Source organism: Rubrilithobacter danxiaensis (genome assembly GCF_047272945.1).
In the GTDB taxonomy this organism is placed as follows: Bacteria; Bacteroidota; Bacteroidia; order Sphingobacteriales; family Sphingobacteriaceae; genus Rubrolithibacter; species Rubrolithibacter danxiaensis.
Window position 1 is genome coordinate 228,872 of sequence record NZ_JBKOPS010000002.1, and the last position, 26,653, is coordinate 255,524.

The 26,653-nt window shown below is 39.5% G+C and carries 28 protein-coding genes and 1 tRNA gene; 9 read left to right on the forward strand and 20 right to left on the reverse strand.

All coding sequences use genetic code 11. The features are described from left to right. Positions 1 to 131: 131 nt before the first annotated feature. The 4 genes from ACLCDL_RS03070 to ACLCDL_RS03085 form a co-directional block, all read right to left on the reverse strand. Positions 132 to 1,376, reverse strand: coding sequence for a hypothetical protein (locus tag ACLCDL_RS03070; protein ID WP_423146639.1), 1,245 nt, complete (start codon positions 1,374 to 1,376; stop codon positions 132 to 134). Between the two features lie 44 nt (positions 1,377 to 1,420). Then, the gene (locus ACLCDL_RS03075; protein ID WP_423146641.1) at positions 1,421 to 1,759 is read right to left on the reverse strand and encodes a hypothetical protein; all 339 of its coding nucleotides are present in this window, start codon (positions 1,757 to 1,759) and stop codon (positions 1,421 to 1,423) included. A gap of 164 nt (positions 1,760 to 1,923) precedes the next feature. Then, on the reverse strand, positions 1,924 to 2,223 hold the full coding sequence (locus ACLCDL_RS03080; protein ID WP_423146643.1) for a winged helix-turn-helix domain-containing protein: 300 nt from the start codon (positions 2,221 to 2,223) through the stop codon (positions 1,924 to 1,926). Next, complete coding sequence (locus tag ACLCDL_RS03085) at positions 2,220 to 2,831, reverse strand: hypothetical protein (protein WP_423146644.1); 612 nt, start codon at positions 2,829 to 2,831, stop codon at positions 2,220 to 2,222. The genes ACLCDL_RS03080 and ACLCDL_RS03085 overlap by 4 nt, the downstream gene beginning before the upstream one ends. A gap of 141 nt (positions 2,832 to 2,972) precedes the next feature. Here ACLCDL_RS03085 and ACLCDL_RS03090 point away from each other — a divergent pair, with 141 nt between their 5' ends. Both ACLCDL_RS03090 and ACLCDL_RS03095 read left to right on the forward strand, forming a co-directional pair. After that, a complete protein-coding gene (locus ACLCDL_RS03090; RefSeq protein ID WP_423146646.1) occupies positions 2,973 to 3,392 on the forward strand; it encodes a DUF1810 domain-containing protein in 420 nt (139 codons plus the stop codon). 284 nt (positions 3,393 to 3,676) lie between these two features. After that, positions 3,677 to 4,231, forward strand: coding sequence for a type IX secretion system membrane protein PorP/SprF (locus tag ACLCDL_RS03095; RefSeq protein ID WP_423146648.1), 555 nt, complete (start codon positions 3,677 to 3,679; stop codon positions 4,229 to 4,231). A gap of 108 nt (positions 4,232 to 4,339) precedes the next feature. On the opposite strand, the gene ACLCDL_RS03100 is transcribed toward ACLCDL_RS03095, so the two are convergent. Together ACLCDL_RS03100 and prfA are read right to left on the reverse strand one after the other, a co-directional pair. After that, positions 4,340 to 4,413 (reverse strand) — tRNA-Asp (locus ACLCDL_RS03100). 85 nt (positions 4,414 to 4,498) lie between these two features. Next, positions 4,499 to 5,572 (reverse strand): peptide chain release factor 1, encoded by a 1,074-nt coding sequence (gene prfA, locus ACLCDL_RS03105; RefSeq protein ID WP_423146650.1) that lies wholly within the window; start codon positions 5,570 to 5,572, stop codon positions 4,499 to 4,501. 153 nt (positions 5,573 to 5,725) lie between these two features. On the opposite strand from prfA, the gene ACLCDL_RS03110 reads away from it, so the two are divergent. Together ACLCDL_RS03110 and ACLCDL_RS03115 are read left to right on the forward strand one after the other, a co-directional pair. After that, positions 5,726 to 7,006 carry a replication-associated recombination protein A gene (locus tag ACLCDL_RS03110; RefSeq protein ID WP_423146652.1) on the forward strand — a complete coding sequence of 427 codons (1,281 nt, stop codon included), beginning with the start codon at positions 5,726 to 5,728 and terminating at the stop codon, positions 7,004 to 7,006. Between the two features lie 139 nt (positions 7,007 to 7,145). Then, positions 7,146 to 7,931 carry an SDR family oxidoreductase gene (locus ACLCDL_RS03115; protein ID WP_423146653.1) on the forward strand — a complete coding sequence of 262 codons (786 nt, stop codon included), beginning with the start codon at positions 7,146 to 7,148 and terminating at the stop codon, positions 7,929 to 7,931. On the opposite strand, the gene ACLCDL_RS03120 is transcribed toward ACLCDL_RS03115, so the two are convergent. After that, positions 7,926 to 8,744, reverse strand: coding sequence for a Rossmann-fold NAD(P)-binding domain-containing protein (locus tag ACLCDL_RS03120; RefSeq protein WP_423146654.1), 819 nt, complete (start codon positions 8,742 to 8,744; stop codon positions 7,926 to 7,928). The two genes, ACLCDL_RS03115 and ACLCDL_RS03120, sit on opposite strands and share 6 nt — an antisense overlap. A gap of 94 nt (positions 8,745 to 8,838) precedes the next feature. On the opposite strand from ACLCDL_RS03120, the gene ACLCDL_RS03125 reads away from it, so the two are divergent. Next, a complete protein-coding gene (locus ACLCDL_RS03125; protein WP_423146656.1) occupies positions 8,839 to 9,519 on the forward strand; it encodes a YiaD family glycine zipper/OmpA-like lipoprotein in 681 nt (226 codons plus the stop codon). A gap of 62 nt (positions 9,520 to 9,581) precedes the next feature. Here the strand turns inward: ACLCDL_RS03125 and ACLCDL_RS03130 are convergent, their stop codons facing one another. Further along, positions 9,582 to 10,121 (reverse strand): YfiT family bacillithiol transferase, encoded by a 540-nt coding sequence (locus ACLCDL_RS03130; RefSeq protein WP_423146658.1) that lies wholly within the window; start codon positions 10,119 to 10,121, stop codon positions 9,582 to 9,584. 90 nt (positions 10,122 to 10,211) lie between these two features. On the opposite strand from ACLCDL_RS03130, the gene ACLCDL_RS03135 reads away from it, so the two are divergent. Then, positions 10,212 to 11,408 (forward strand): hypothetical protein, encoded by a 1,197-nt coding sequence (locus tag ACLCDL_RS03135; protein ID WP_423146660.1) that lies wholly within the window; start codon positions 10,212 to 10,214, stop codon positions 11,406 to 11,408. A gap of 1 nt (position 11,409) precedes the next feature. Here the strand turns inward: ACLCDL_RS03135 and ACLCDL_RS03140 are convergent, their stop codons facing one another. After that, positions 11,410 to 12,663, reverse strand: coding sequence for an aspartyl protease family protein (locus ACLCDL_RS03140; protein ID WP_423146662.1), 1,254 nt, complete (start codon positions 12,661 to 12,663; stop codon positions 11,410 to 11,412). 155 nt (positions 12,664 to 12,818) lie between these two features. On the opposite strand from ACLCDL_RS03140, the gene ACLCDL_RS03145 reads away from it, so the two are divergent. Together ACLCDL_RS03145 and ACLCDL_RS03150 are read left to right on the forward strand one after the other, a co-directional pair. Then, positions 12,819 to 15,230 carry a TonB-dependent siderophore receptor gene (locus ACLCDL_RS03145; RefSeq protein WP_423146664.1) on the forward strand — a complete coding sequence of 804 codons (2,412 nt, stop codon included), beginning with the start codon at positions 12,819 to 12,821 and terminating at the stop codon, positions 15,228 to 15,230. Positions 15,231 to 15,299: 69 nt separating this feature from the next. Next, positions 15,300 to 16,505 carry a PepSY-associated TM helix domain-containing protein gene (locus ACLCDL_RS03150; RefSeq protein WP_423146666.1) on the forward strand — a complete coding sequence of 402 codons (1,206 nt, stop codon included), beginning with the start codon at positions 15,300 to 15,302 and terminating at the stop codon, positions 16,503 to 16,505. A gap of 40 nt (positions 16,506 to 16,545) precedes the next feature. Here the strand turns inward: ACLCDL_RS03150 and ACLCDL_RS03155 are convergent, their stop codons facing one another. The 8 genes from ACLCDL_RS03155 to ACLCDL_RS03190 all read right to left on the reverse strand — a co-directional run bounded on the left by ACLCDL_RS03155 (position 16,546) and on the right by ACLCDL_RS03190 (position 22,811). After that, positions 16,546 to 16,917: a type II toxin-antitoxin system VapC family toxin gene (locus tag ACLCDL_RS03155; protein ID WP_423146668.1), complete on the reverse strand. Its 372-nt coding sequence runs from the start codon at positions 16,915 to 16,917 to the stop codon at positions 16,546 to 16,548. Further along, a complete protein-coding gene (locus tag ACLCDL_RS03160) occupies positions 16,904 to 17,068 on the reverse strand; it encodes a hypothetical protein (protein ID WP_423146670.1) in 165 nt (54 codons plus the stop codon). Before ACLCDL_RS03160 ends, ACLCDL_RS03155 begins: the two co-directional genes overlap by 14 nt. 28 nt (positions 17,069 to 17,096) lie before the next feature. Next, on the reverse strand, positions 17,097 to 18,104 hold the full coding sequence (locus ACLCDL_RS03165) for an inorganic phosphate transporter (protein WP_423146671.1): 1,008 nt from the start codon (positions 18,102 to 18,104) through the stop codon (positions 17,097 to 17,099). A 9-nt stretch (positions 18,105 to 18,113) separates the two neighbouring features. Beyond that, on the reverse strand, positions 18,114 to 18,761 hold the full coding sequence (locus tag ACLCDL_RS03170) for a DUF47 domain-containing protein (protein ID WP_423146673.1): 648 nt from the start codon (positions 18,759 to 18,761) through the stop codon (positions 18,114 to 18,116). Between the two features lie 78 nt (positions 18,762 to 18,839). Then, complete coding sequence (locus tag ACLCDL_RS03175; RefSeq protein WP_423146675.1) at positions 18,840 to 19,871, reverse strand: sensor histidine kinase; 1,032 nt, start codon at positions 19,869 to 19,871, stop codon at positions 18,840 to 18,842. Positions 19,872 to 19,882: 11 nt separating this feature from the next. Further along, entirely contained in the window at positions 19,883 to 21,010 is a 1,128-nt protein-coding gene (locus ACLCDL_RS03180) for an NAD(P)/FAD-dependent oxidoreductase (RefSeq protein WP_423146677.1), read from the reverse strand. Between the two features lie 3 nt (positions 21,011 to 21,013). Next, positions 21,014 to 21,712 (reverse strand): methyltransferase domain-containing protein, encoded by a 699-nt coding sequence (locus tag ACLCDL_RS03185; RefSeq protein ID WP_423146679.1) that lies wholly within the window; start codon positions 21,710 to 21,712, stop codon positions 21,014 to 21,016. A gap of 1 nt (position 21,713) precedes the next feature. Continuing rightward, positions 21,714 to 22,811: a type III polyketide synthase gene (locus ACLCDL_RS03190; RefSeq protein WP_423146681.1), complete on the reverse strand. Its 1,098-nt coding sequence runs from the start codon at positions 22,809 to 22,811 to the stop codon at positions 21,714 to 21,716. Between the two features lie 76 nt (positions 22,812 to 22,887). Between ACLCDL_RS03190 and ACLCDL_RS03195 the strand changes: the two genes are divergently transcribed. Beyond that, positions 22,888 to 23,772: a UbiA family prenyltransferase gene (locus tag ACLCDL_RS03195; RefSeq protein ID WP_423146683.1), complete on the forward strand. Its 885-nt coding sequence runs from the start codon at positions 22,888 to 22,890 to the stop codon at positions 23,770 to 23,772. A gap of 42 nt (positions 23,773 to 23,814) precedes the next feature. On the opposite strand, the gene ACLCDL_RS03200 is transcribed toward ACLCDL_RS03195, so the two are convergent. The 3 genes from ACLCDL_RS03200 to ACLCDL_RS03210 all read right to left on the reverse strand — a co-directional run bounded on the left by ACLCDL_RS03200 (position 23,815) and on the right by ACLCDL_RS03210 (position 26,576). Then, positions 23,815 to 24,798, reverse strand: coding sequence for an alpha/beta fold hydrolase (locus tag ACLCDL_RS03200; protein WP_423146684.1), 984 nt, complete (start codon positions 24,796 to 24,798; stop codon positions 23,815 to 23,817). A gap of 54 nt (positions 24,799 to 24,852) precedes the next feature. After that, on the reverse strand, positions 24,853 to 25,764 hold the full coding sequence (locus ACLCDL_RS03205; protein WP_423146686.1) for a serine hydrolase: 912 nt from the start codon (positions 25,762 to 25,764) through the stop codon (positions 24,853 to 24,855). A 155-nt stretch (positions 25,765 to 25,919) separates the two neighbouring features. Then, entirely contained in the window at positions 25,920 to 26,576 is a 657-nt protein-coding gene (locus tag ACLCDL_RS03210; protein WP_423146688.1) for a YczE/YyaS/YitT family protein, read from the reverse strand. Between the last annotated feature and the right edge of the window lie 77 nt (positions 26,577 to 26,653).

Genomic DNA, 26,653 nt, shown 5'->3' on the forward strand with positions numbered 1-26,653 from the left:
GCAAGTGTATCTCAATTTCTAAACTAAAGAATGTTTTAACCGCTACCAACACTCCTTTAATCCCGGATCCTTTCATTGTTTCTTGTTATGTACAGGCAATTTTTCAACTTCACTCCGCCAGGAAGAAATCTTTATTTAAACCCAAAGATAAACGGGAATAAAAATGTCACTATCATTATCCATAAGATGTAAACGGGAAGGTAAAAGGCGATAACTTTCTCCACTCCGCTTATGCTGATCTTTTTTGATAGTACCTTGTAGAGTTGCACAGTTACCAGCAGGAGATTTATTAAGATCAGGATATTTCCGCCCAGAACTGCCGTCCTGTTTGGCGTAAGTCCCAAGGTTGAAATGCGGAATATAATGGCCGATAGTGCAACAGCATTAATAAGTACGGTTACAGCAGCTAGCAGTAAAAGAATCCAGATTTCTGCCATGCTTTTAGTAGTCTTTGATGCTTCAGCAACCGAAAAGAAGATGATTGCCATCACACCTATTAACAAGGCATTAAAAATTAGCAGGAATTTACGGTCGTTGTAAGGGTCTTTACCTGAATAAATTATTGCTATGAGATAAACTATCAGCATTACTAATACCAGGGGACTGAATATTTTAGCAATTACAGGTGAAACTTTACCTACTAATTGCGGATTGCTTTGTGTAAGATAGGTCCCAATAATCGGAGCGGCCGGAAGTCCGAATACTACTACATAATTGAAATAAAATGTTTCAATCTTCAAGCCGATTAACGCGAAAAGACCAATTGTTATACCGGTCATAATTGCACCTGAAATCAGGATTAGGGCGCTCATAACCAAAAGATCGCCGTTATATTTTAAAAAGCCGAGCCGTTTTTTCTCATTATTTTTAAAGTCGCCAACAAAAGAAAAACCTAAAATAGACCACAGAAATAGGAGTAAATGAATACAGGATAAAATTAACGTATCGCTCTTCTCATCATCAGGCAAGGAGTTTATATAAATTAAACTCAGAAGCATTAGAACGACTATCGTTATAATTTTGCCTGTGGATAAACTGTTCTTCCACGCAAAGTAAGCTGTTAGAGCCGGAAAAATGATAAAGCCAATATTCCTGGGGTAGAAGAAGTTTTCGCTAATGGCGAAAATAGCCGGTAGCTTTGCTATCAGGCCAGCAATAACGGAAATCGAAATAACAAATAGAAGATCGTTTTTTGTGCCCCAGTGAATGTCATCTTTTGCAAAGTTTAACCGTTCATTCCAGAAGCTGCCCAAAACGGTCTCGCCTAATTCGGGATACAGAGAATTAAATGCACGCTTAAATGCTATTTTGTCAATCCTGTACAGCTTTTCGAGCTGTGCAGGATTGTTCAAATTTGAAAGTATTTGCTCTTTCATGGCTATCTTCTTAAATATATCACATAATTTTTAGTGATGACCTGTTAATCCCACATAGTGCCATCAAGTCCTAAAACCGTTCCAAGCCATAATCCAATGATGAATACGATGACGCTCAATATAATGGCCAGTGTTTTATCCAATCTCCCACGGGAACTCAGATGATCCATGAGGTAATAAAAGGCACCGCCCATAGCGCCGGCTGCCGGAGTAACAATAAGAGGTTTGATAAACCATAATTTCGGCCACTCCGGATTCGGTTCATCGACTCCGAATACAAAGAATGAGATAAGAATAAGGCCAATACCCGCACCGGCCATCATTGCTTTAGCTAATAATCCCTGGTGATTTGCTTGAGGTGTTAAATTTTTTGTCTGTGTCATGATGTTTTGTTTTGAGGTGTAAATAGTTTTTTTATTAGTAGTAAAAAAGAACTTTGTTATTCAAAGTATAATGATAAAAAAAATTTACTCAGATAATTTCATTATGAGTTAGTTAATATAATTTTTATTACTTCCATCGTTACTTACAGTGCTTTTTCGGTACGTTATTTCTGTGATTTTATCAATTTTTCCAGGGCATTAAGATGATCATCGAACGCTTTTTTACCTTCTTTGGTAATGAAATATTTGGTATTGGGTTTTTTGCCGATAAATGACTTTTCAATACCAATAAATTCTTCTTTTTCCAGCGCTTTCATGTGACTCGCAAGGTTGCCGTCCGTTACATCGAGGTACTCTTTCAGTGTATTGAAATCAAGCCTGTCATTAACCGCCAGCGCTGACATAATACCCAACCTGATCCTGCTTTCAAATGCTTTTTGTAATCCGTCAATTAATATCTTCACCGTTCGTACTTATAATACACATAAATACCATAAATAATATGAGCTATTCCAAAGCCTAATGCCCAGAATAGTAATCCATATTCAATTAGATAGGAGCTGAGCAGGCCTAATGCAATTTCAGCGAGTCCTAAAACCATAACGGCATTGTATGTAAACTTGCTTGCATTAAATAATGCTAAGCCATAAAATAACAATGAAAAAGGGGCAATTAAGCCGGATAGTCCGTTGGCTGCCAAAATTAAAATCAATATCCCTCCTGTAATAAGCGGAACTGCCATATTAAGCGCAAGCAGCTTAGAGGTTGGAGTCCACAGTTTTTCACCTCTTTTACCCGCACTTTTGTACGACAGAGAAACAGCAGTGCTGATAGCCAGTACGAATAGGATCAGGCCTAAAAAAATAATTTTCCTTAAACCTGTAGGTGAAATGCTGTATGCAACTTCATCAGGATTAAAATTAAAAATTGCATGAGCAATATAAGCTCCTGCCAGGGCATAAATTCCCACCAGTATGCCTGCCCAGCCTGAGAGTGACAGGAATTTGGAAGAGCGCTCCATCATAGAGCGTATTTCAGCTATATCCCCAATATAGTCCAGTTCTTCTTTCATTTTAAAGTACTTTGCATTTCAAAGTTAAAAATAAACATTTAAATAAGTGCAAATTTTTTTAAAAATGTTTGTTCTTTACCTGCTTCTTTTAACAAACTAATTTAATTTCCTCCCTGTTCTGATAGAAAAGCTGACTCTGAAATGAGTACTTACAACCTGCAACGTTTTCATAAAGCTCAGGAAAGCACATATCACAATGCACTACTCGAAATCAGGGGCGGGAAGAAAACCAGCCATTGGATGTGGTTTATTTTTCCGCAAATAGCGGGCTTAGGGTATAGCGAAACTGCTCGTTTTTATGCAATTCATAATCTGGAGGAAGCTGAACTCTATTTGCAGGATGAGATTCTTGCGGAAAGACTGATAACCATAAGCAAAGCTTTACTGCAATTGAAAGGGAAGACAGCCCATGATGTTTTTGGCAGTCCTGATGATTTGAAGTTGAAATCCAGCATGACCTTATTCAGTTCTGTTAAAGGTGCCGATCCTGTTTTTCATCAAGTGTTAGATTATTATTTTGGAGGTAAGAAGGATGAAAAGACGTTAAGGCTGATTGATTAACACATTGAAATCAAGATGACCTTATGAAGGGATCCATAGAATATGCATGTCAGTTTAATTGCAAATTCCTTATACAATTACGCTTATTCTTTTCCGCTCAATTTAAGAAAGCAGGCTGTTTATCGTGGGAAGGAGAGATGTGTCAATACTCCTAGTTTCTCTCTGAATGCGACTTCTTAACATATGCTTAGCATTTCCTGAGTTTCTTTACGGGTAAAAAATAGTTTTCAATACTACGCGGGGTTTGATTCTGATTAGAGTTTTAAGTGCTGCCTGCACTTGTTATGAAAGAAGTTCCTGAACCAGTGAAATTCTGTGGTATCTTAAGAACCCGGCTAAATACAGAAGATATCATCGGTTCTCCCAATGATGCTTTGGCAAATCAATTTAACATGCAAGAGGAAACCTTATTTGATGCGGATTTTGGAATTTCGTACACTTCAGAGCGATTAACAGTTCAAGCTGCTGCTTACAACATGAAAACCAATCTTCAGTCTGAACAAAACTCTATGGCCGATTATGGAATGTTTTATGGGGCGATTAGCTATAGATTGGATTACTCAGGGTATAGTGTGGAGCCGAAAGTTGTTTATCAAATGATAAAAAACTTCAAGAGTGTGCTGGACGCCGGCGCTGAACTCGTAACCTTTCAAAATCAGATTAAACTTCTTGGCATGTACCATACCAATGGCAGTACAACTACCGGTCTGGGTTACTTGTATAATTCAAAATACCAAATTTTAGGGTTATACAATACAGCCCCCGAAGGAATTAAAAATTATACTGTTGGAACTTTTGAATTAGGTTTGCAAATGCGTGTTGCCGACAGAAAACATTAAAATTACTAGTTAGTCTGGCCAATGAGCTTTAGTTTTCTAAAAATCAAACGGCCTTAACCCATAAAAAAGGAGGTTTTTCAACCTCCTTTTTTATTCTTCCTAAGAAAGCGGTCCGGACGGGACTCGAACCCGCGACCCCATGCGTGACAGGCATGTATTCTAACCAGCTGAACTACCGGACCTATCTCCCGATAGCTATCGGGTTTGGGACTGCAAATATAGCTTCTTTACTCTATTTGTCAATAAAAAATGAAAAAAGTTTTTACACTATGCTACGGCGCCTTCTTTCATTTTTTCTGCGTTCTCTGCAAATTGCAGAGCGTCAATTATTTCCTGTATATCGCCGTCCATAATTGCGGGCAAATTATATAGAGTTAAACCTATGCGATGTTCTGTTACGCGGCCCTGCGGATAGTTATAGGTGCGTATCTTAGCAGAACGGTCGCCGGTAGATACCATTGTTTTGCGTTTAGCAGCAATATCGCCGTTGTGTTTTTGAAGTTCAAGGTCGTATAATTTATTACGCAGCATTTCCATGGCACGTTCCCGGTTACCTAATTGTGACCGCTCTATCTGGCAAACTACAACAATCCCGGTAGGTTTATGCGTTAGCTGAACTTTTGTTTCCACCTTGTTCACATTCTGACCTCCCGCACCTCCTGAACGTGAAGTCTGCATCTCCACATCAGCAGGATTAAGATAAACATCCACTTCTTCCGCTTCCGGCAATACGGCTACCGAGGCTGCGGACGTGTGAACTCTTCCCTGGGTTTCTGTATCGGGTACCCGCTGTACACGGTGCACGCCCGATTCGTACTTAAGCTGCCCGTAAACATCTTCGCCGCTTACCTTCAAAATCACCTCCTTATATCCGCCCGCGGTTCCTTCCGTTACATCCACAACTTCCATTTTCCAGCCTTTCTTTTCACAAAAGCGGGTGTACATGCGGTAAAGGTCGCCGGCAAATAAAGCTGCTTCGTCGCCGCCGGTTCCGCCCCGAATTTCCAGCATCGCATTTTTTGCGTCTTCCGGATCTTTAGGAATCAGCATTAAACGGATATCCGCTTCCATCTTATCCTTTTTTTCCAGCAAGTCGTCCAGATCCATTTTAGCCATTTCCTTCAGCTCGTCGTCTTTTTCGGTAGCTAAAATCTGTCTGTTGGTTTCAATATTGCTGATTACATTTTTATAAACTTTATATTCTTCAACAATCTTTCCTAAATCTTTGTACTCCTTGTTCAGCTGAGCAAAACGTTTCATATCGCTCATCGTTGCCGGATTACTCAATTCCCTTTCAACCTCTTCCCAGCGTTCTTTTATAGCTTCTAATTTTTCTAACATATTCTATTAAAACACAGGATTTCCTGTTAATTTTTAAGATTGCAAAAATACAGCTTTTTACCGGAATCGTTTCATTACAATCCGTCCAAAATGCTACAGATAAAATATATCTTTTACTCTTGCGATAACAAAAAGATATTTCTTCATTTGAATATGGCAACAATAGCACCGCTGGCAGAACGAATGCGTCCGTCCTCGCTTGACGAGTATGTGGGACAGCAACATTTGGTTGGGAAAAACGCAATCCTGCGGAAAGCTATTGAAAGCGGAAATTTGCCCTCATTAATTTTGTGGGGGCCGCCCGGTGTTGGAAAAACTACTCTTGCTTATATTATTTCTCAACAGTTAAACCGGCCGTTCTTTAGCCTCAGTGCAATAAATTCGGGCGTTAAAGATGTTCGCGAGGTAATTGAAAAAGCTGCAAGGTTAAAGGAAGAACAGGAAAACTTACCCATTTTATTTATTGATGAGATTCATCGTTTTTCTAAATCACAGCAGGATTCTTTACTGGGAGCTGTTGAACGCGGACTGGTAACCCTGATTGGCGCTACCACAGAAAATCCTTCTTTTGAAGTTATTTCGGCTTTGCTTTCGCGATGCCAGGTTTATATTTTAAAGCACTTAACGGAAGATGACCTGATTCAGCTTATAAAAAGAGCACTGGCTGAAGATGAATATCTCAATAAAAAAGAAATAGAAATAAAAGAGTACGAAGCTTTACTACGGCTTTCGGGCGGCGATGCCAGGAAGCTCCTCAATATCTTAGAGCTGGTTATTCATGCTTCCGCGGATAAAACTGTAAGCATTGATAATGAATTTGTATTAAACAATGTTCAGCAAAACCTGGCATTGTACGACAAGGCAGGCGAGCAGCATTATGACATAATTTCGGCCTTTATAAAATCGATAAGGGGAAGCGACCCGAATGCTGCTGTTTACTGGCTGGCCCGAATGATTGCCGGGGGTGAAGATCCGCTTTTTATTGCCCGGCGGCTGTTAATACTCGCTTCTGAAGATATTGGAAATGCGAATCCCAATGCTTTGCTGCTGGCTAATAATTGCTTTCAGGCTGTGAATGTTATCGGATGGCCCGAATCGCGTATAATTTTGTCGCAAACGGTCACTTACCTGGCCTCTTCACCCAAAAGTAATGCAAGTTATCAGGCTATAAACAAAGCACAGGAACTGGTTTCACAAACCGGCGATCTTCCGGTTCCGCTTCATATTCGTAATGCTCCAACCAAGCTGATGAAGAATATCGGATACGGAAAGGATTATAAATATGCGCATTCCTACGAAGGTAACTTTACTGAACAGGAGTTCTTTCCTGATAAATTAAGCGGTACTTTATTATACGATCCTGGCAATAATGCGAGTGAGCAAAAACTCAGGGAAAGGTTAAAATCACTGTGGAAGAATAAATACGGGTATTAGAACAGCGCATTGCTTGTTACTTTTCGAAAGTACCGGTTTTGATCTCCATGGTTTAAGTTTTCTGTAGTGAATGAAAAGCAATACTTTAGAAGAACTTCAGGAATATTTTACTGTTATGATATAAAAATCAGGGATTCATATGAATATTGATTTAACAGGAAAACGGGCACTGATATGCGGCAGTTCACAGGGAATAGGGAAGGCAGCAGCTATCGAGCTGGCTTTACTCGGAGCCAGTGTAACCCTGGTAGCAAGAAATGTAGAAAAATTGCAGGATGTGATCAGCAAATTACCTGCGGATGATACCGAATCTCATCATTATTTAATCGCTGATTTTAATGATCCTGAAGATTTAAAAGCTAAAGTCAGCGAATATATACAAGAACATCCTGTTGATATTTTAATTAATAATACAGGAGGTCCGCCAGCGGGACCGGCAATAGATGCGCAACCCGAAGAATTTAGTAAGGCTTTCTCAAATCACCTGATCTGCAATCAGATTCTTACTCAATTAGTAGTTCCTAATATGAAAACTGCTGCCTGGGGACGAATTGTAAATATAATATCCACATCTGTGAAAACTCCCTTAAAAGGATTGGGAGTTTCTAATACTATACGTGCTGCTGTAGCAAGCTGGGCAAAAACTTTGGCTGCTGAATTGGGCTCTTTCGGAATAACGGTAAATAATGTGCTTCCGGGCTTTACTATGACCAGACGCCTTGAATCCCTGATTCAAAATCGTGCTGAAAAAGAAAGTTCAACCTACGAAGCGGTAGAACTGGCTATGATTAACGAAATTCCGCTGAAGCGAATTGCCGATCCCCATGAGGTTGCCGCAGCAATTGCATTTCTGGCCAGTCCGGCTGCTTCTTATATTAACGGTATTAACTTTCCCGTGGACGGGGGAAGCACGCCATCATTATAGCGAGTTAAGCCAACTCATCCAGTCAGATACTTTATATTGGTAACCCAGCAAAGCCGGTATATTTCTGCTGTTTATTTTTTTCCAGCTTAATAGCTCATCCTTAAATTCGGGAGTCGAAAAATTGCCTTTTTTGGCAGCTAACTGATAAAACGCTTCTCTTGAAGGATGGTCTGGACTGCATGCATTAAATCGAAATCCCCAACATTTTTTTTCTATTACTGATAAAATAAGGCCTATGCAATCTTCCATGTGTATGAGGTTTACCGGTGCTCTTCCATTTGAAATATCTTTTTTTCCCGAAAGGAATCTTCCCGGATCTCTCCCGGGCCCTGTGAGTCCGGCAAAACGGATCACCGTATTTTTTGAGCCGTTTAGTTTCATAAATAACTCTTCCGCATTAAGCAGTGCTTTTCCGACTTCTGAATCGGGTTGAGGAAAATTTTCTTCAGTTACTTCCTTATTTTGTTCAGAATAAACGGACGTAGAACTGACAAATAGCACATGGGATATTTCGTTTTTTTTGATTAGCTTAACAATTTCCTTTATCTGCTCTAAAAATAACTCCGGCTTCCCTTTAGGGGGTATATTTACAATCAGGATGTCTGTTTCAAAAAATTCTTCTCCACGGTTACTTGTCAGTGAAGGGTTAAACTGTACTAAAAAAGGGTCAATTTTTTCTGCCTTTAAAATAGAAAGCTTGTCAGTAGTTGTAGTGGCGCCTCTGACAAAAAAGCCCTTGTTCCTTAATTCTTTTGCCAGCGGAAAGCCCAGCCAACCGCATCCAAGTACACTGATATACTTTATCTTATCCATACGTTTAAACTTTTCAAAGTTAACGATGTCATAGAATTGAAAAACATTTTGGCACTGAGTTTGAAAATCATTTAAAGTTTAACCTTAAAAAATCATGAAAACAGTGAAAATTAAAATAGCTACATTTTTTATTGCTCTTGCAACCACCGCTATGGTAGCGCCCGGCTGCAGTAAGATGACGAAAACACAAAAAGGTGCGGTAATTGGAGCAGGTGCAGGCGGAACAATTGGAGCTTTAATTGGTAAAAAAGCAGGTAACACAGCAGTAGGTGCCATTATTGGCGGCGCAATAGGCGGTACAGCAGGTGCATTTATCGGAAGAAAAATGGATCGCCAGGCAGCAGAAATTAAGAAGACAGTTCCGGGTGCAGAAGTTATTGACGCCGGCGAGGGATTAATTGTAAAGTTCGATACCGGTATTCTGTTTGATTTTAATAAATCAGACTTAAAAGATGCTGCAAAAACCAACCTTCAAAATCTTGCAGCCACTATGAAAAATAATGCTGAAACTAATATTATGATTGTTGGCCATACTGATAATGTGGGTAGCGACTCATACAACTACAGCTTATCTGAACGCCGTGCAGAAGCTGTGAAGGCATATACCGCAGCACAGGGAATTACAAGTTCACGTTTAACCACAGTTGGAAAAGGTGAAGCTGAGCCTATAGCTGACAACGATTCTGAAGCGGGCCGCAGCAAAAACAGACGTGTGGAAATCGTCATTGTGGCAAACGATAAAATGAAAGAGGAAGCTAAAGCACAGGCACAATAATAACATCATCATATATATATTGAGCCCGCCCGTTTTAAATGGACGGGCTTTTTTATGTTTTCCTACCATCCGCTATGTTGCTTCGCCATAAGGATGTGTGCCAGGTGATGCTCGCCATGCCACACGTACATGCCGAGCACTTCTTTTAATATAAAAGTTTTATTGTGTTCCGGATGGACGTAAGTTCTTTCCAAATCTGTCGGATTGAGAGTGGAAAGAAAGGCAGTCCAACGACTATGAAGAGATTCAAGCAGATTTAATGAAATTTCGGGAGGTGCATTTTTAGCTTCGGTACATTCTGCCCATCTGTCCTCATAATAGGGCTTTATAAAAGGGTTCTCTTCCGTGATGGCAAGTTTAAAGCGGATGTAGGCATTCATATGGCTATCGGGCAGGTGATGAACTACTTGCCTTAACGTCCATCCGCCCGGCCGGTAAGGAGTGTCCAACTGCTCATCTGTTAAGCCGGAAACTGCGAGGCGGAGTTTTGCCGGTAAATTCCCAAGTGTCTCAATCCAGTTCTTTATTTGTTCCTCTGAAATATTTTCGGGGGCGACAAACTTACCGATCGGATATTTTAAACTATCTGAATTTTTTTCCATCTATAATAATTTTAGTTTTACTTTTCGATATCAGTTGTAATGGTTTTGCTGTTAATCTGGTAATTAAAATAAATCATTATTCATAAAAAAATGAAAATATATTTCAGTGCCTTAGCGGTACTTTTTTTAGTGAGTTTTACATCAGTTCATGCCCAAACTATTAAAACAGATGTGTTAGTTGCGGGCGGTGGCGCAGTTGGTGCAGGTGCCGGAATACAGGCTGCACATTCAGGTGTAAAAGCACTTCTCCTGGTAGAAAGCCCTCAGCCTGGAAACGAAATAAGCACCATAGATTCGGGAAACAATTTAGGATTAAATGCGGAGATCATTCTGCATTCCAGAAAGAATCCGGAGAAATCGATTTCAGAAATTGTAAAAAGCTGGACAGATACTGTAAAAAACCTTACGGTGATAACAGGTGCAAAAATAAAATCGGTAAAGAAAAGTGGCAATAGATGGGTAGTAAAACTTGATAATGGAAAGAAAATAAAGGCACTGTTTTTAGTTGGCAGTGATGCCTCGTTACTAACTAATGCAGGACTTTCCAATAAAGCGGACACAAGGATTTCTGCGGGAGAATTTACCAGCCGGAACCTCTATTCCAATAAACTATATCGAACTTCCGTGCCTGTGAGTGCAACAGGTAATACCTTAAATACTGCACCTTTAGGCTCTTTAATTCCTAACGGATCAGAGAACTTTATTCTTCTTCCTTCTGGCGATTCAGGAAGTTCTGCTGGGCTAATCGCTGGTCAATCTGCCGGGGCAGCGGCTGCTTACTGTGCTTTCTTTAAAACAAACACTAACAATATAAATGTAAGAGTTGTACAGGGTGAACTGCTAAATTATAAGTCCGAGTTAATACACTTGTCGGATGTAAATAGCGCAGATTCTAATTACGCAGCTATTCAGCATATTGCTGCAACGGGAATTTTAAAAGGTGTTTCAGCTAATGGCAGCCTCTCTTTTATGCCGGGAAAAACAGTTACCGTAGAGGAAGTCCGCGAACCAGTAAAAGAATATTATTCAAGGAGCCAAATTTGGTTTGCAGATCATATCACAGGCGAACTTACATTGGATGATGTGCTTAGCCTGATACGGTTTTCGGGAAACAGGGGGAATGAATTAAATCGTGAAGTTGAAAAAGCCTGGAGATCTTCTTTTATGTTTAACACTTCGTTTGATTTGAAGAGACCTGTCACGCGAAGAGAATTTGCTGTACTGATTGACACTTATTTGAAACCTTTTAGTGTTCGGGTTGATTTGACAGGACGATTGTTATATTGATTTAAATACGCTTCTTAAGTGTTAATATCACTCGTTCTCTATTTTTAGAGCCATGAGGGATTATTTCGAGTATAAAGCTTCTATCGTCTTTTGACCGGAAAAGTGCCGTAATATCTTCCATATTCATTTCGCCAACCGATTTAAAATTAATGGACAGGATTTCATCTCCTTCTTCCAGCCCCGATTCATCTGCTGCAGAGTTTTTTTCAACCCTGCCTATTATCAATCGGTTTAAGTCAGAGCCGGCAGATATAAGTTCCATACCGCTCATGTCATGCTCAAAAGGTTCTTTGTAATACATTGAAGGCCGCAGATACATCGTTTCCCTGTTGTAATCAAACACTACATCAAACCTTTTCAAAATATTATTTCCCAGATTTCCATTTCTGCCCACAGATACAACCTTGGAGCCGGCGGCAGTATAATTAGGAAAGGAAGTTACTACATCTTTTAACTGGTACTTACCGATTTTAATTTCCGGTATCCTGGCAATATACCCGCTGATTGGTCCCGCAAGGCCTACACCAAGATTTGCCGGAACATGTGCTGCAGGAACTTCAAACGGAATTCCGTTTTCGGTTTCCAGCGACAGCGGATGTCCTGCTCCGGTATCAATTATTAATTTGGCATTCACCTTTCTGCCGCCATCCAGTGTTATCTCTGCATTTAAATACGGCTTTCGTTCTTCAACAGAAATAGGCACCCGCGATCCTTTTTTAGGAATGTAAGCGGTTTCATTTTTATACAGGGTGAGCGTACGGTTTGCATAACTGATTTTAACAATGAAACTGTTAAAAAATTCATAGCCAATTAATCCATGAATATGCATACCGGTAAAGCCTGACAGGTCAAAAATATCCTCTTTAAGAAACGCGGCCGGAATATTTCCATAAATAGATGGAGTAATGTTGAACAAAACAGAAGGCGTAACAGATGCCCTTAAATCGGTACCATCACCCAAACCCATTATTTTTATATCACGTTTGTCTTTTATTGTCAGCGAATCAAGAAGCGAGGGGTCGGTTATCAAAGCCATTCCCACACCTGTATCCAGTATAAAGTTGTAGGGCCCTTTGCCGTTTAAGGTCATTTCAACTATCAGCAGATTCTTTACAATTTTAAAAGGAAGTGAAACACGTTTTCTGCGATGTTCAAACACAAAAGACTGGGCCTTTACTAAATGTGCCAAATTTAGCAGGAACAGAAGGGTAAGAAGAAATAAGGTTCCACACTTAAAATGCCTTTCAGGTTTCATACATGCCGAAGCTCAGTCTTTTAATCGAAAAGTAAATTAGGAAATATTTTATTCAGTACCTATATTGCTCTTATTTAAAATAATTCTAAATAACTATTGACATATTAATTCTCATTCTTATTTTTGCGCTAATTAAGAATTAGTCCAAATAAATAATGAAAACAACCTATACCCTTCGAAATCCTAAACTGCTCTTGATTTTTATTTTTCTGCTTTCTGTTAATTTTAAATTGAAAGCGCAGGAGAAAACAGGGCAGATAAAAGGAATTGTTACAACAAGTGACAATAAAGCAGCAGCCGACGTAAATGTTTACCTGAAAGAGCTTCAGAAAACTACTTACACGGATGCGAACGGAGGGTATTCGTTCACCGGGCTAACAGAAGGCACGTATCATATATCGGTAAGTTTTGTCGGAAGAAAAAGCGAACATAAAACTGTAAGTGTTATTCCTGGTAAGGTTAGCACGGCAGATATCATTCTTGAAGAAACTTCGGGACAATTAAAGGAAGTAGTAATTACAGGATATAAAACATCAAACGAAAAACCGGTAAGTGTTGGCAAGGTGAGCATTGCACCAATGGATTTGCCGCAAAGTATATCTGTAGTTAACAGTCAGCTGATAGCGGACCAGCAGGGGTCGAGGCTGAGTGATGTGCTTAAAAATGTAAACGGGGTAGCTTTAGGTACTACGAGAGGCAGCACTTCAGAAACTTTTTATGCGAGAGGCTACAGCCTGGGTAGCAATAACATATTTAAAAATGGCGCACGTGCAAATTCGGGTGCAATACCCGAAGCCAGTACCTTAGAAAAAATCGAGGTATTAAAAGGTAGCGCTGCTTTATTATATGGAAACGTAAGCGGGGGCGCTATAATAAACATGGTTACCAAACAGCCAAAATTTAACTATGGCGGAGAGGTTTCGTTACGTGCAGGAAGCTATAATTTATATAAACCTACCGGTGATATTTATGGGCCTGTTACAAAGGATGTAGCGTTTCGTTTAATTGGTACTTATGAAGATGCTGGCAGCTACCGTAAAAATGTGCAATCAAAAAGAACCTATATTAACCCATCCTTATTATACAATATAGGTAAAAAAACGTCCTTATTGTTGCAGGCGGATTATCTGAAGTACGACAATACTCCTGATTTTGGAATTGGTTCCTTAGGTGGAAAGATACCTACCATGATTTCTCGCTCCAGCTACTTTAATACGCCCTGGGCTTACAATAAAGTAAATCAATCCACTGTATCAGCCAACCTGGATCACCAGTTTAATAAAGCCTGGAAATTGACATTTCTGGGATCTTATCAGGCATTCAACAGGAATTATTTCTCAACAGAACGTATTCAGGCAGATACTATAGGCGACTGGAGCCGCAACTTAACACGTTCTAAAATTTCAGAAGATTATTACACAGGCCAGGTAAATTTAACCGGAGAATTTAGAACTGGAAATATTGAGCATAAAATTTTAGTTGGAACTGATGCAGAGAGATATTTAAACACTACACATGGGTTTGATTTAACCACTGCCTATGATAAAATCAATGTGCTTCATCCGACGAAATACGTTGCCCGTACTGATGAGCCAAATGCTCCTATGATTTCACAAACACAAACACCCACCTATCGCCTTGGATATTATGCGCAGGACCTGATAAGTCTTTCCGAAAAATTTAAAGTACTGGCAGGTTTACGCTGGTCGTACGAAGAAATTTCTGTTGCCAAAACACGTAATTTTGCTACCGGCGAGGTTACTAACAATCCGGCAGGAGACAAATTTGAAAAAGCATTTTCTCCAAGGTTAGGAGTGGTTTACCAGCCTACAAAAAATACATCTTTATTTGCCAGTTATTCCAACAACTTTGCTCCTAACAGAGGCTTAGATATATATGGAGCTAATTTAAAAGCTTCTATTATTGATCAATATGAAGCTGGGGTTAAAAATGATTTTCTCGAGGGTAAATTTTCCGCGAATTTTACCCTGTACAGGATAGTTAACAATGACCTGGCACAACAGGCTCAATTTGATTCGCAGGGAAATGAAAACTTCGACTCAAATGTTAAAGAATTTACCGGACAGACAACAAGCGATGGTGCAGAAATTGACCTGACAGGAACTCTTGCAAAAGGCTTAAACTTTGTAGCAGGCTACAGCTATAACTTTATGCGGTACACGAAAACGCCGGGTAGTAAAGGGAGTTACATAGAAGGAGAACGCCTTGTTAACAATACTGCCCATACTGCTAACACAACCTTGTTTTATACATTTAACACTACCAAACTAAAGGGACTTAAAGTAGGAGCATCTGCATTTTATACCGGTAAACGGAATGCAGGCTGGAACAATACAGTTGGTCAAACACAAGTAGGCTCCCGACTTATTCCTGTAAGCGGCTTTACAACAATTGACTTGTCACTAGGTTATGCATATAAAAACCTGTCTATCCTTGGTAAAGTATCAAACCTTACAGATGAGTTAAATTACTATGTACACGAAAATTACAGTGTAAACCCGATTGCTCCCCGTCAGTTTATAACCACATTGGCATATAAGTTTTAAGAAACAATTGGTTTAGTTTGAGTATATCAACCGGCCCGATTCGGGCCGGTTTTCCTATAAAATGAAATTATGAAAGTCTTTTTCCGTACCATTCACCTCTACCTTAGTCTTATAGCCGGCCTGGTTATAATGATAGCTTGTTTTACGGGCGCTATACTTGTATTTGAAAAAGAATTGCAGGAAGCATTTAATCCCGGGCGCTACCATGTAGAAAGCCTTGGTGAGCGCCTGCCCCTGGATAAATTACAGGAAATAGTAAAACAGGAAATTCCTGACGCAAAAATATCGGGTATCAAAATTTATAAAGACCCATTCCGTACGGTTGAGGTGAGCTATACAGCGAAGAAGGGTAAACAAGAAGCGAAAGAAAAGCGGGCTGTGGTTAAGCCCGAAGATAAAAAGGGCGATAAAAAGAAAGAAGGTGCTGAAAGGAGAGAGCCGCGGAAAACTGCTTATGTTAACCCCTATACAGGGCAGATTGTGGATTTATATGATTACAGGCAGACTTTTTTCTATGATGTATTTGCATTACACCGCTGGCTGTTAGGCGGAAATGATGGCATCGGAAAGTTTATTGTAGGCGTTTCTACCTTCATTTTTCTCTTCATTCTGCTGACGGGAATTATTTTATGGTGGCCAAGAACCAAAGCAATCTTGCTACAGCGACTGAAGATTAAAACGGACGGAAGCTGGAAAAGGTTGAACAATGACTTTCATATTGTTCTCGGATTTTATACTGCTATCTTCCTTTTTATATTTGCCTTTACAGGTCTTTCCTGGTCGTTTAAGTGGTTTAATAAGGGGATCGGGGTTGTTACAAATTCAAATATGGAAGCACGTGAAAACCCTCCTGCATCACAACTTATTAATGGCTCAAAAACGTCAGTTGAAGATGTTTACGAAGTAATAAATCGCTTCATTCCCGAAGCTTCCGCTTTTAATATATCCCTTCCAAAAGATTCGCTCGCCGTTTTTTCTGTAAGTGTAAATACTAAAAAGGAAACAGAATCAGATCAGTATTTTATCGATCAGTACAGCGGTAAAATAGTTGGTAAACAACTTTTCGCTGATCGCAATCTTGGTCAGAAAGTAAGAGCCAAGATTAAACCGGTACATACCGGCAGCATTTTCGGTGCCTACTCAAAAATAATTGCCTTTATTGCCTGTATAGTTGGAACTTCTCTTCCGGTTACCGGAGTAATTTTATGGATAAACAGGATCAGGAAAAGGAAGAAGATTAAAAAAGAAGATTTTGTACAAATGGAAGTTATTTAATCATTTGCAACACAGAAAAAGTCTTGAATGTTAGTTCTCTTTACTTTTCGTATAACAGAATGTCTAATTCGGTTAATTTTGATAACTCTTTATCCGCAGTTATAAATGGAAGGTTAAGATAATAGGAGGATGCAGCAATGATAGCGTCGGGAAGATTAATCTTATAGGATTTTCTAAGTCCTATTACGATTTTTTTTATTTCTGAATTGATATCAATTACAGATGAATCAGCTAAAAGACGTTCTATTTGTATTACTTCTTCAGTGCTAATATCTTTATATCCCAAAAGTTCCAGTTCTGTTATAAAAGAAATAAAGATATTTTTATTGTGTAGTAAATCTGCAACTGTTTGATCGCCTGATAATAAATAAAGAATAATATTTGTATCCAGAAAAATGTTATTGCCATTCATTCCGCATCGCTTTCTGAATCTCTAATGGGCTTTCTTTCAATCGGATAGCGCCGCAATACTTATAGGCATCAAATTTTTTGCGACCTTTTAAATTAGAAAGAGTTTTTTCTATATCTTCCTTTCTGGTTCCTTTTTTTAGTATTGTTACCATACTTCCAATATAGCAAATTCTAGGGATATTAAAACAAGCTTATTACAAAATAAAGCAGTGCAGCTAAAGTAGCAGAAACAGGGATGGTAAGGATCCAGGCCCAAATGAGGTTGAGAGTAACTCCCCAGCGAACAGCTGAAACGCTTTTTGTCAAACCCACGCCAATAATAGAACCGGTTATAGTATGCGTAGTAGAAACCGGAATTCCAAAATGCTCGGTAATTCCTAAAGTTACCGCTCCCGCCGTTTCGGCGCCTACTCCTTCCAATGGCGTTACTTTGGTTATCCTTGATCCCATTGTTTTAACAATTCGCCACCCGCCGGTCATTGTTCCCAGCGCTATAGCAGAGTAGCATACAATAGGAATCCATTCGGGCATGGGTGCATCGGACGGAATCACGTTAGAGGCTATCATAGCTACATAAATAATTCCCATAACCTTTTGCGCATCATTACCTCCGTGAGCAAAGCTGAGTGCCGCAGAGGAAAGCAATTGCAATCGTTTAAACCATTTTTCTGCCGACGAGGGCTTTGACCATCTGGATAAATTAATAATAATAAGGGTGATAATTACCGAAATTATCATACCGATAACAGGTGCCAGTACAATAAAAGAGATTATTGTAAGTATGGGACCTACATTAATTGCTTCGAATACTCCCGCACCAACAGAAAGCGCTTTTGCGATACCCGCACCGGCAAAACCTCCTATTAGTGTATGGGATGAGCTGGACGGAATTCCATAATACCAGGTTAACAGGTTCCAGGTTACAGCAGCGAGCAAACCCGCGAGTATAACTTCTAGTGTTATGTAGTTTTCTACTACGGTTTTAGCAATGGTATTGGCTACTTTATGATCGTCAAAGTAAAAGTAAGCAGCAAAATTAAAGATAGCTGCCCAAAGCACCGCGAGAAAAGGTGTTAAAACTTTTGTTGAAACAACGGTAGCAATTGAATTGGCAGCATCGTGAAAACCATTGATATAATCAAAGATAATTGCCATTGCGACAACAATTACCAGCAGGGTTGTAACCATTTTTTTGAATTAGGCGTTCTTTACAAGAATTGATTCCAACACATTAGCAACATCTTCGCATTTATCTGTTGCCGTTTCTAAAGCAGAAAGTATCTCTTTGTATTTGATAATTTCCCTTGCATCCTGTTCGTATTCAAAAAGATCAGCCACTGCACGATCGAATACATCATCTGCCTGATTTTCTATGCTATTGATGCGGACACATGAATCTGTTATAATTCGGATATTTTTAAGGTTCTTTAATTCGCAAACAGCCTTATGAACATCTATGCACGCTTTTACGATCAAATCAGCCATCTTTTTCATCGGGGCAGTCATAACCGTTATCTTGTACAGTTGCATCCTGCTGGCCGAACCGTGAATGTAATCGGCAATGTCATCCAGTGCAGAAGCCAAAGAATGGATATCTTCCCTGTCAAAGGGGGTTATGAAATTCTTGCTGAGTTCCAGGTAAATCTGGTGCGTTATTTCATCTCCCTTATGTTCTAAATCCTCAATATGACGAATTAATTCTGCTTTCTGAGCTTCATCAGAAGTATATACCGCCTGACTTAAAGCTTCGCTCAGTTTTATAAGATTACTGCTGGCCTGTTCAAATAAGGGGAAAAACTTACGATCCTTCGGTACGAAATATTGAAAGATATTGTTTAAAGACATTTTTTAAATTTTATGAGTCCGTAAAGCTACAACTCCTAATGTTAAGTTAATGTTAATTATTCTTTTCTTAACGTACTGTTAACTATGCGGTATTCTTTCCAGTGTAAATCCAAAAGTCGAACCAATTCCCTCCGTACTGCGAACGGTAATAGTTTGCTCATGTGCTTCTATAATATGCTTAACAATAGCCAGGCCTAAACCTGAACCTGCAATTTCACGCGAGCGGCTTTGCTCAGTTCTGAAAAAGCGTTCAAAAAGCCTTGGCAGGTATTGTTCTTCAATTCCTGTACCGTTATCGGTAACTTCCACTAAAATCTGGTCGTGCAGCTCGAAAGTTTTTATAGCGGTTGTGCCGTTTTCCTTTCCGTACTTAATAGAATTGTCTATTAAATTCACCAAAACTTGCCGTATCTTTTCCCTGTCGGCATTTACCCAGATTTGATTATCGTATTTCTCTTTAAATACTAAATTAATACGATGCTTCTTTGCCTGTATATCGCAGGAGTCAATTACTTCTTTAATCAGGACAGTAAGATTGAATTTCTGATAATTCACAGGCAACTCTCCGCTTTCCAGTTTTGATATTTCGTCCAGGTCTTTGATCAGATAATTTAAGCGCTCAATATTTCGAGATGCTTTATTTAAAAACATTCTTGCCATGTCAGGATCGTCCATGCCGTCATCCTGGAGTGCATCAATGTATCCCTGGATGGCAAAAAGAGGAGTTTTAAATTCGTGTGAAATATTAGCCAGAAATTCGCGGCGAAACTGTTCCTGCTTTTTCAGGTTGTCAATTTCTATCTTTTTATCCTTGGCCCATTCTTTCACCTCCTGTTCCACGTCATTTATCGGGTCGGAGCTTACGTATTCGCCCAACGCTTCTTTCAGGTCTTTCCCCAGCTTCAGGTTATGAATCAGCTTATAGATCAGTTTGATCTTATTATAAACATATCGCTGAATTAAGTAATAAAAGGTAACAAAGCTTATAACCAGCGTAACCAGGAAAGTTATAATAAGATAGAACCAGCTATGCTGGAAATAAAAATTAATTATGGCGAGCGAAATAGCAACTGCAAGCGCATTTATGAATACAAGTACCCGGAATTTCATACTGCAAAATACTATAAAAATCCGTTCCCGTGTGTTAGTCCGATAATATATTTTGAGAGCGACGGAAATTGCTTAAGTGTCTTTATTCCAAAGGATGAAAGTGCGGTACTGTAGAAAACTTTTTGTATTTTTCTTCCAATCATGAGGCGTGTTGAAAACGCCTTTTTCCAGCTGCTCTCATATGTTTTTTCCAACAATTCACGTGTTTCAGGAATAGAAAAATCAGGATGCTTTTGGATAGAATCTGATAATATTTTTGCTCCATGTATTGCCATCGCCATTCCGTTTCCGCATAAAGGGCTTATCATTCCGGCGGCATCTCCGCAATAGAGAATATGGTCTTCAACCAGTGATTTCTGTTCAAATGAAATTTCGTTTATCACTTCTGGTTTTTCAAACAGAAATTCAGCTTCAGAGAAACGTTTTTTTAAACAGGGATTTTTAAAAAGCACTTCCTTTTCAAGTGTTTCTATATTTTTAAGTTGTTTCAATTTCTCTCTGCGGGATAAATAGCACAGGCAATAGCGGTCTGCTTCTATTTTTACAGTACCGCAGTATCCTCCCTGAAAGATATCCAGCTGAATAAGATCAGGCGGAAAGTCTGTTTTAATATGATACTTTACACCGATATACGGACTTCTCTTATAAAAAAAACTGCGACTTAATTTCTGGTCCAGTTTGGATCTTTTTCCGTAAGCTCCAATTACTAAATCGGCGGCAAGAGAGCCTTCCTCTAAATAAACAGAAAAACTGTTCTCTGCAAATTGGATATCAGTCGCTCTTCGGCCGCAGAGAAAGTTTACTCCTGCAGCCGATGCTTTTTGGTAAATAAAATGATCAAGTGTATACCTGCTAACGGCAAATCCTCCAAGCCCAAGGCTTGTGCTGAACAATTCGCCACCCGCAGTACTGATGGCCAACCGGGATATTCTGGCAGGAGAAAATTCTTCCGTATCAATATCAAGTGATTTAAGGAAAGGAATAACTTCATTGGAAACATACTCGCCGCAAACCCGGTGAAAAGGATAAGATTTTTGCTCTACTACAGTAACTTCAAAGCCCTCCCGGTTTAGCAAAATAGAAGAAATCAAACCGGAAAGTCCGCCGCCAACAATAACGATTCTTCCTTTCCTGTTCATGGATTAATCTTTATAAATAATCAGCTGCCAGCGGAAAGCCCACATCCATTTTATAGCATACTTCTTTATCCCGGCTTTTACAAGCAAATCAATTAATTCCCGTTTCTTAAATCCCCGCAGCACAGATACCTTTGAATCATGCTTTACCATTGGCGATCTGGAAAATAACCGCGTAAGCACACCGATTGAATGATAAGCAAACCAATGACGGTGAAGGTCGTTTACGATAACAGCCTTTCTGGCACAATCACTCATTTTTTTAATTAGTTTTATCCAGCTTTCATTTTCAAAATGATGGGTAAATAAGCTGGAAATGATAATGTCAAACTGCCCTGATTTAAGTTGCTTACTTAAAACATCTGCCTTAATAAAGTTAATTTCCGGATAAGCAATTGCTTTTTTTTCTGCATAGCTTATGGCAGAATCAGTTGCATCAATACCAACCAATTCCAGTTCAATATCGTGTTTTCGTGCCCATTTAGCTATTTGCCGCAGTGAGTCTCCACCCCCGCAACCCCAGTCGCTGACTGACATGCCGTCTGTTAAGTTCAATTTTTTGAAAGCGTTAAAAAATACTGCATAACCGCCAAGAAGCTTATTTATAACTTCAAGTTCGTCCATAATGGGATGAATAATTTCAGGACCGAGTCCGAAATCATCCATCATTTCTATTTCCCTGCTTCTTTTTGAAAAATCAGGCATATTAAACGGTTTGAAGAATCATACTTTCAAATGTCAAGCCCGGGCCGAATGCAAAACTCATTACTTTTTCTTTTTCTTCGGTTTTAGCCAACATCTGCTGAAGAACAAATAATATAGTAGCTGAAGACATGTTGCCGAACTGCCGTAATATATCGTACGAATCTTCCAGAAGCTCTTCAGGGAGGTTTAAGGCTTCTTCGCAAACTTCAAGTATGCGCCGGCCGCCCGGATGAATGGCGAAACGAGATATATTTTGTAGAGGAATTTTTGCCATTGAAAGCAGTTTATCAGACACCTCATGAATTTTACCACGGATGTTTTTAGCAATGTGGGAGGTTAATTTCATTTGATAGCCTGTGTTCCCAATCCGCCAGCCCATTTCGTTTCGTGCATCCGTTACCAGTACATTATAGAAGGATTCCAGTAAAAATCCTTTCGGCGAACTTCTGTCAGATTCCGATTCTACCAACACGGCTGCTGCTCCGTCGGCAAATAAAGAGTTAGCAATCCAGTTATCAAGCGTATTTTGATTTTGGAAATGCAGGGTGCATAATTCAACATCGGCAATAAGAACCTTTGCCTCCGGTTGCGACCTGCAAATATAATCCGCTATTTTCAGCGCATTAAAAGCGCCATAACAACCCATAAAATTAATGCAGGTGCGCTGAGTGCTGTAGTTTAATCCTAATTTTTCAACCAGATCGATATCCAATCCGGGCGCATACATTCCGGTACAGCTAACGGTGATAAGATGGGTGATGGCCGGGAGTTTAATAGCAGGTGTCTTTTCAAACAAATTATTTACTGCTTTAATAACTACCTCACAGGCCTTATTTTCATATGCGGTACTTCTTTCCTCGGTACTTGCAAACATGCCCGCTCCGTTCTTAAAGAAAAAAGAGCTTTCTTTTTCTACACCGTCAAAATCAGGAATAACAGAATTACGATACTCAATTCCGGATACGTCATACAGCTTTTTAAGCCGCAAAGCATCACGTTCATTTAGCCGGTGTGACGAAATCATGAATTTCAGGATGTCGCTTTGCGGAAACCGGTAAGAAGGGCTTGCTGTACCTATAGCTGAAATAATGCTTCGCATCCTGAAAATTTTGTAAATTAAAAACGATTTTTAACCATTAAGGTTTTCCGGCTGTTACTCCTTTAATGTTCTACAAATGCAGATTATACCAACACGTTCCGCGTGGTTACATATAAGGCTCTTCTTTTCGGTCTTTCTGCTGCCTGTTTATGTTTTTGCGCTCAGCCAATCGCCGGCCGCAGATCCTGTTAAAGCTTTGCTTATTTTCATTATCTGGCATTTTTTCGTTTATCCTGCAAGCAACGGCTATAACAGTTATTTCGACAAAGATGAAGGAAGTATCGCCCTGCTTGAAAAACCGCCACAGGTAGATAAAAGTCTCTATAATTTTTCAATATTATTAGACATTATTGCTGTAGTTTTAAGTTTTCTGGTAGGAATTCCTTTTTTACTCGCGGTTTTAATTTACGGAACTTTATCTAAGTTATATAGTCATCCGGCTATTCGCCTAAAGAAATATCCTGTAATCAGTTTTCTCATTGTGTTTATTTTTCAGGGCGGTTTTATTTACTGGACAACTTATTACTGCGTATCTGATTTAAATTACTTAATAAACATAACCGGGAATTTTATACTGGGAGGATTAATCTGCTCCTGTCTGATAGGTGCTTCATATCCTTTAACCCAGGTTTACCAGCATGAAGAGGATGCAAAACGAGGAGATAAAACTCTGAGCCTTGTATTAGGGATCAAAGGATCTTTTGTTTTTTCGGGCCTGCTTTTTATGCTGGCAACGGTAGGGGTATATTTTTACTGGAAACAGGCGGGACAACTTTTAAATTTTTACCTTTTTCTCTTGTTCGGAATTCCGGTAGCATACACCTTCATTCGGTGGTGGCTTCAAGTAAGAGTGGATAAGAAAAGCGCTGATTTCAGGAACATGACACGAATGACGGTGATAAGCAGCATTTCTATGTTGCTTTATTTTACGCTGATCTGGATTCTGAAACTTATTTTTTAACTGCTATTTATTCTGAGACTGTTGTTCCTTGCGGTGACAAGTTTATTGTAAATTCTCGAGCAACGAACGTATAAATTTTTCAGGTATTTGAATATGAGGAATATGACCCACACCATCAAATTCCACCAGTTTTGCCCGGGGAATTTTTTTAGCAATTTCTTTTCCCAATAGCTGGTACTGTCCGTGTTTTGCTTTCTCGCTTTCAGATAAATGCCCTTTCCCAACAATGGTTCGGTCTTCTTTGCCAATAAATAATATCGTAGGAACTTTAAGTAAAGGAAATTCATATACCACGGGTTGCTCGTATATCATGGTAAAAGTCATGGCGGCAACTTTTGCATAACGCGGAAAATCGGAACTCTTTGTAACGCCCGAAGCTATTTCCACGAGATAATTATACTCGGGCTTCCATTCCGGAAAGTAAGAGTTCTGATAGTATTTCTTCACGCTTTCATATGTGGTTTTCAGCTCGGTTTTATATTGTTCTTCCGTAGAGATATACGGAACAAAGGCTCGGTAATCTTCAAAACCAATAGGGTTTTCCAGCACCAGTTTTAATGTATTCTGAGGAAACATTAATGCAAAACGGGTAGCCAGCATTCCTCCCATGGAATGTCCCAGAACAACTGTTTTCTGTATTCCAAGACTATCTAAAAGATTTTTTGTGAATGTTGCCAGCGTGTGAAAACTGTAATGAATAAACGGTTTCGAGGATTTTCCAAAGCCAATCTGGTCGGGGACAATAACCCGAAAACCTTTAGCAGATAACGCTTTTATAACGCTTGTCCAATAATAGCCTCCAAAGTTCTTCCCGTGCAGCAGCATGACAGTTTTCCCGTTTTTTGTGCCTTCCGGCTGCACATCCATATAAGCCATCCGGAAATCCTGTCCTTCAGCTTTTATATTAAAAAACTTAACAGGATATGCATAATTCACATTTTCTAATGTAATAGAAAGCGTATCGTTTTGAGAGAAAGCAGCATTGGCCGACAAAACTATTATAAGCAGAAAACAGATCTTTTTCATATCAAGGTTACAGGGTTTTCTCCTAATGGTTTTCGAAAATCAAAAACACCTTGTTTATTTCCTGTACTTTTCAATGCCTTCGGCGGGTTTCCAGCCGTAATTCGGTTCGTAATAGTTCCAAAGCAGCCGGGAGAGGTTCCGTATCAGGGTCCAGCCTTCATTGTCAGGTGTCCAGCTGGTGTCTTTCATATTTTTAATATCGATACAAAAAACATAATCGCCGTGCGGCGCATTTACCAGCACTACTTCCGACCGCGATTGATCTAATGCGCCCTGTTTAGAAGCAACCTGTACATAAGGTGGTATTTGAGATAAGGCCTCTTCATCCCAGTAAATTCGGATAAGATTCCGATACATCCGTTCGCTGGCGGCAGCATTTATTGCTTTTCCCTGTCGGATCATTGTCAGTAAAGTTGCCATTTCTTTCGGAGTCGTTTGCCCCCAGCCATATTTTTCCCTGTCGGGTTCCCGCCCCGGTACCCGTGAATTGATGCGTGTGTGTTCAAAACCGTTCTTCTCAAGCCAGTTGTTAATGTTTTCGCCGCCGGCAATCTTCTGCAGCCAGATACTTGCGGTATTATCGCTGGTAGTTATGCTTAGCATCTGAACCTTACTGAGCTTTATTTTTTCGCCATCTTTAAAAGATCCGAGAATATCTTCGCCGGGATACAGCAAGCTGTCTGAATAGGTAAGAAGCTGGTGGTAATTTAATTCTCCCTTTTCAACTTTTTCGGTTATTGCAACCATAATAGGGATTTTGATCATGCTTGCCGTAGGAAAAATGCTGTCTGCATTCAGCGATGCAGAGAAACCCGTTTTTAGATTTTTTACATAGATTCCAACATCTCCATTGAATCCTTTTGTTAACTGCCTGAGTTTCGCTGTTAGCTTTTGATCTGTCCTTTCCTGAGCTTTGGAAGTAAAAGCAGCTAAAAACAAAAGGCTTAAAAAAAATATCTTTTTCATATCTTAATCAAGATAGTAAAGCTTGTTTAAAAATAAAATAAGGAGCCGGTCTATATTCTATTAAGAGTCTTTGTGAACCAGAAGCCATTCTATTTACTGGAACTGGCTGAATAATTAACCCCATGTTGAAATCTGGCAGCGGCACGCATTTTTCGCTAATTATTTTTGAAATACCTGACGTTAAAAAGCTGTTTCAGGTTAATGGTGTCGTGCTTTACTGCAGTTGCTTCAAACTTCATTAAAGAGAATACAATCTGTATGCAAAAACCAATACCAAAAGCGGCAAGAATGGTTCCGATGCCAACAGGGCCGCCTAATATGAAACCGGTAAAAACAACGGTAACTTCAAGAATGCCACGACAAATCCCGATAGGTAATTTTGTTTTGCGTTTCATGGCAACCATCAGGCTGTCTCGCGGGCCGGCGCCGAAGGCAGAATTGATATAGAAATACGAACCAAACGCAATAGTAAACAAACCTGTTATCATTACTGCAGCACCCGTTATCAATCCTTTTGTTTGAGGGATTATATTAAGTGCCAGCAACAAATCCATAAAAATGCCTATCAGTATCATGTTTAAAAGTGTACCCAATCCCAGCTTTTCACCCAAAAGAGCTGCAAGAATACCTATAAACAAACCGGTCAGTATGGTTGCAGTGCCAACACTTATACCTATAGTATTTCCAAGGCCCCAATGAAAAACTTCCCAGGGAGCAAATCCCAGGTTTGCTTTCATGGTAATTACAATGCCAAGGCCGTATAAAAACAGGCCGAATATCAGCTTTATAAATCGTTTAAAAAAAACAGTCATTTATAACTTATCTTCTTGTTAAAATTGGCGCAAAAAGGTCCGGTTTCGAACCTTTTGCACCAATTTGCACTTCCCGA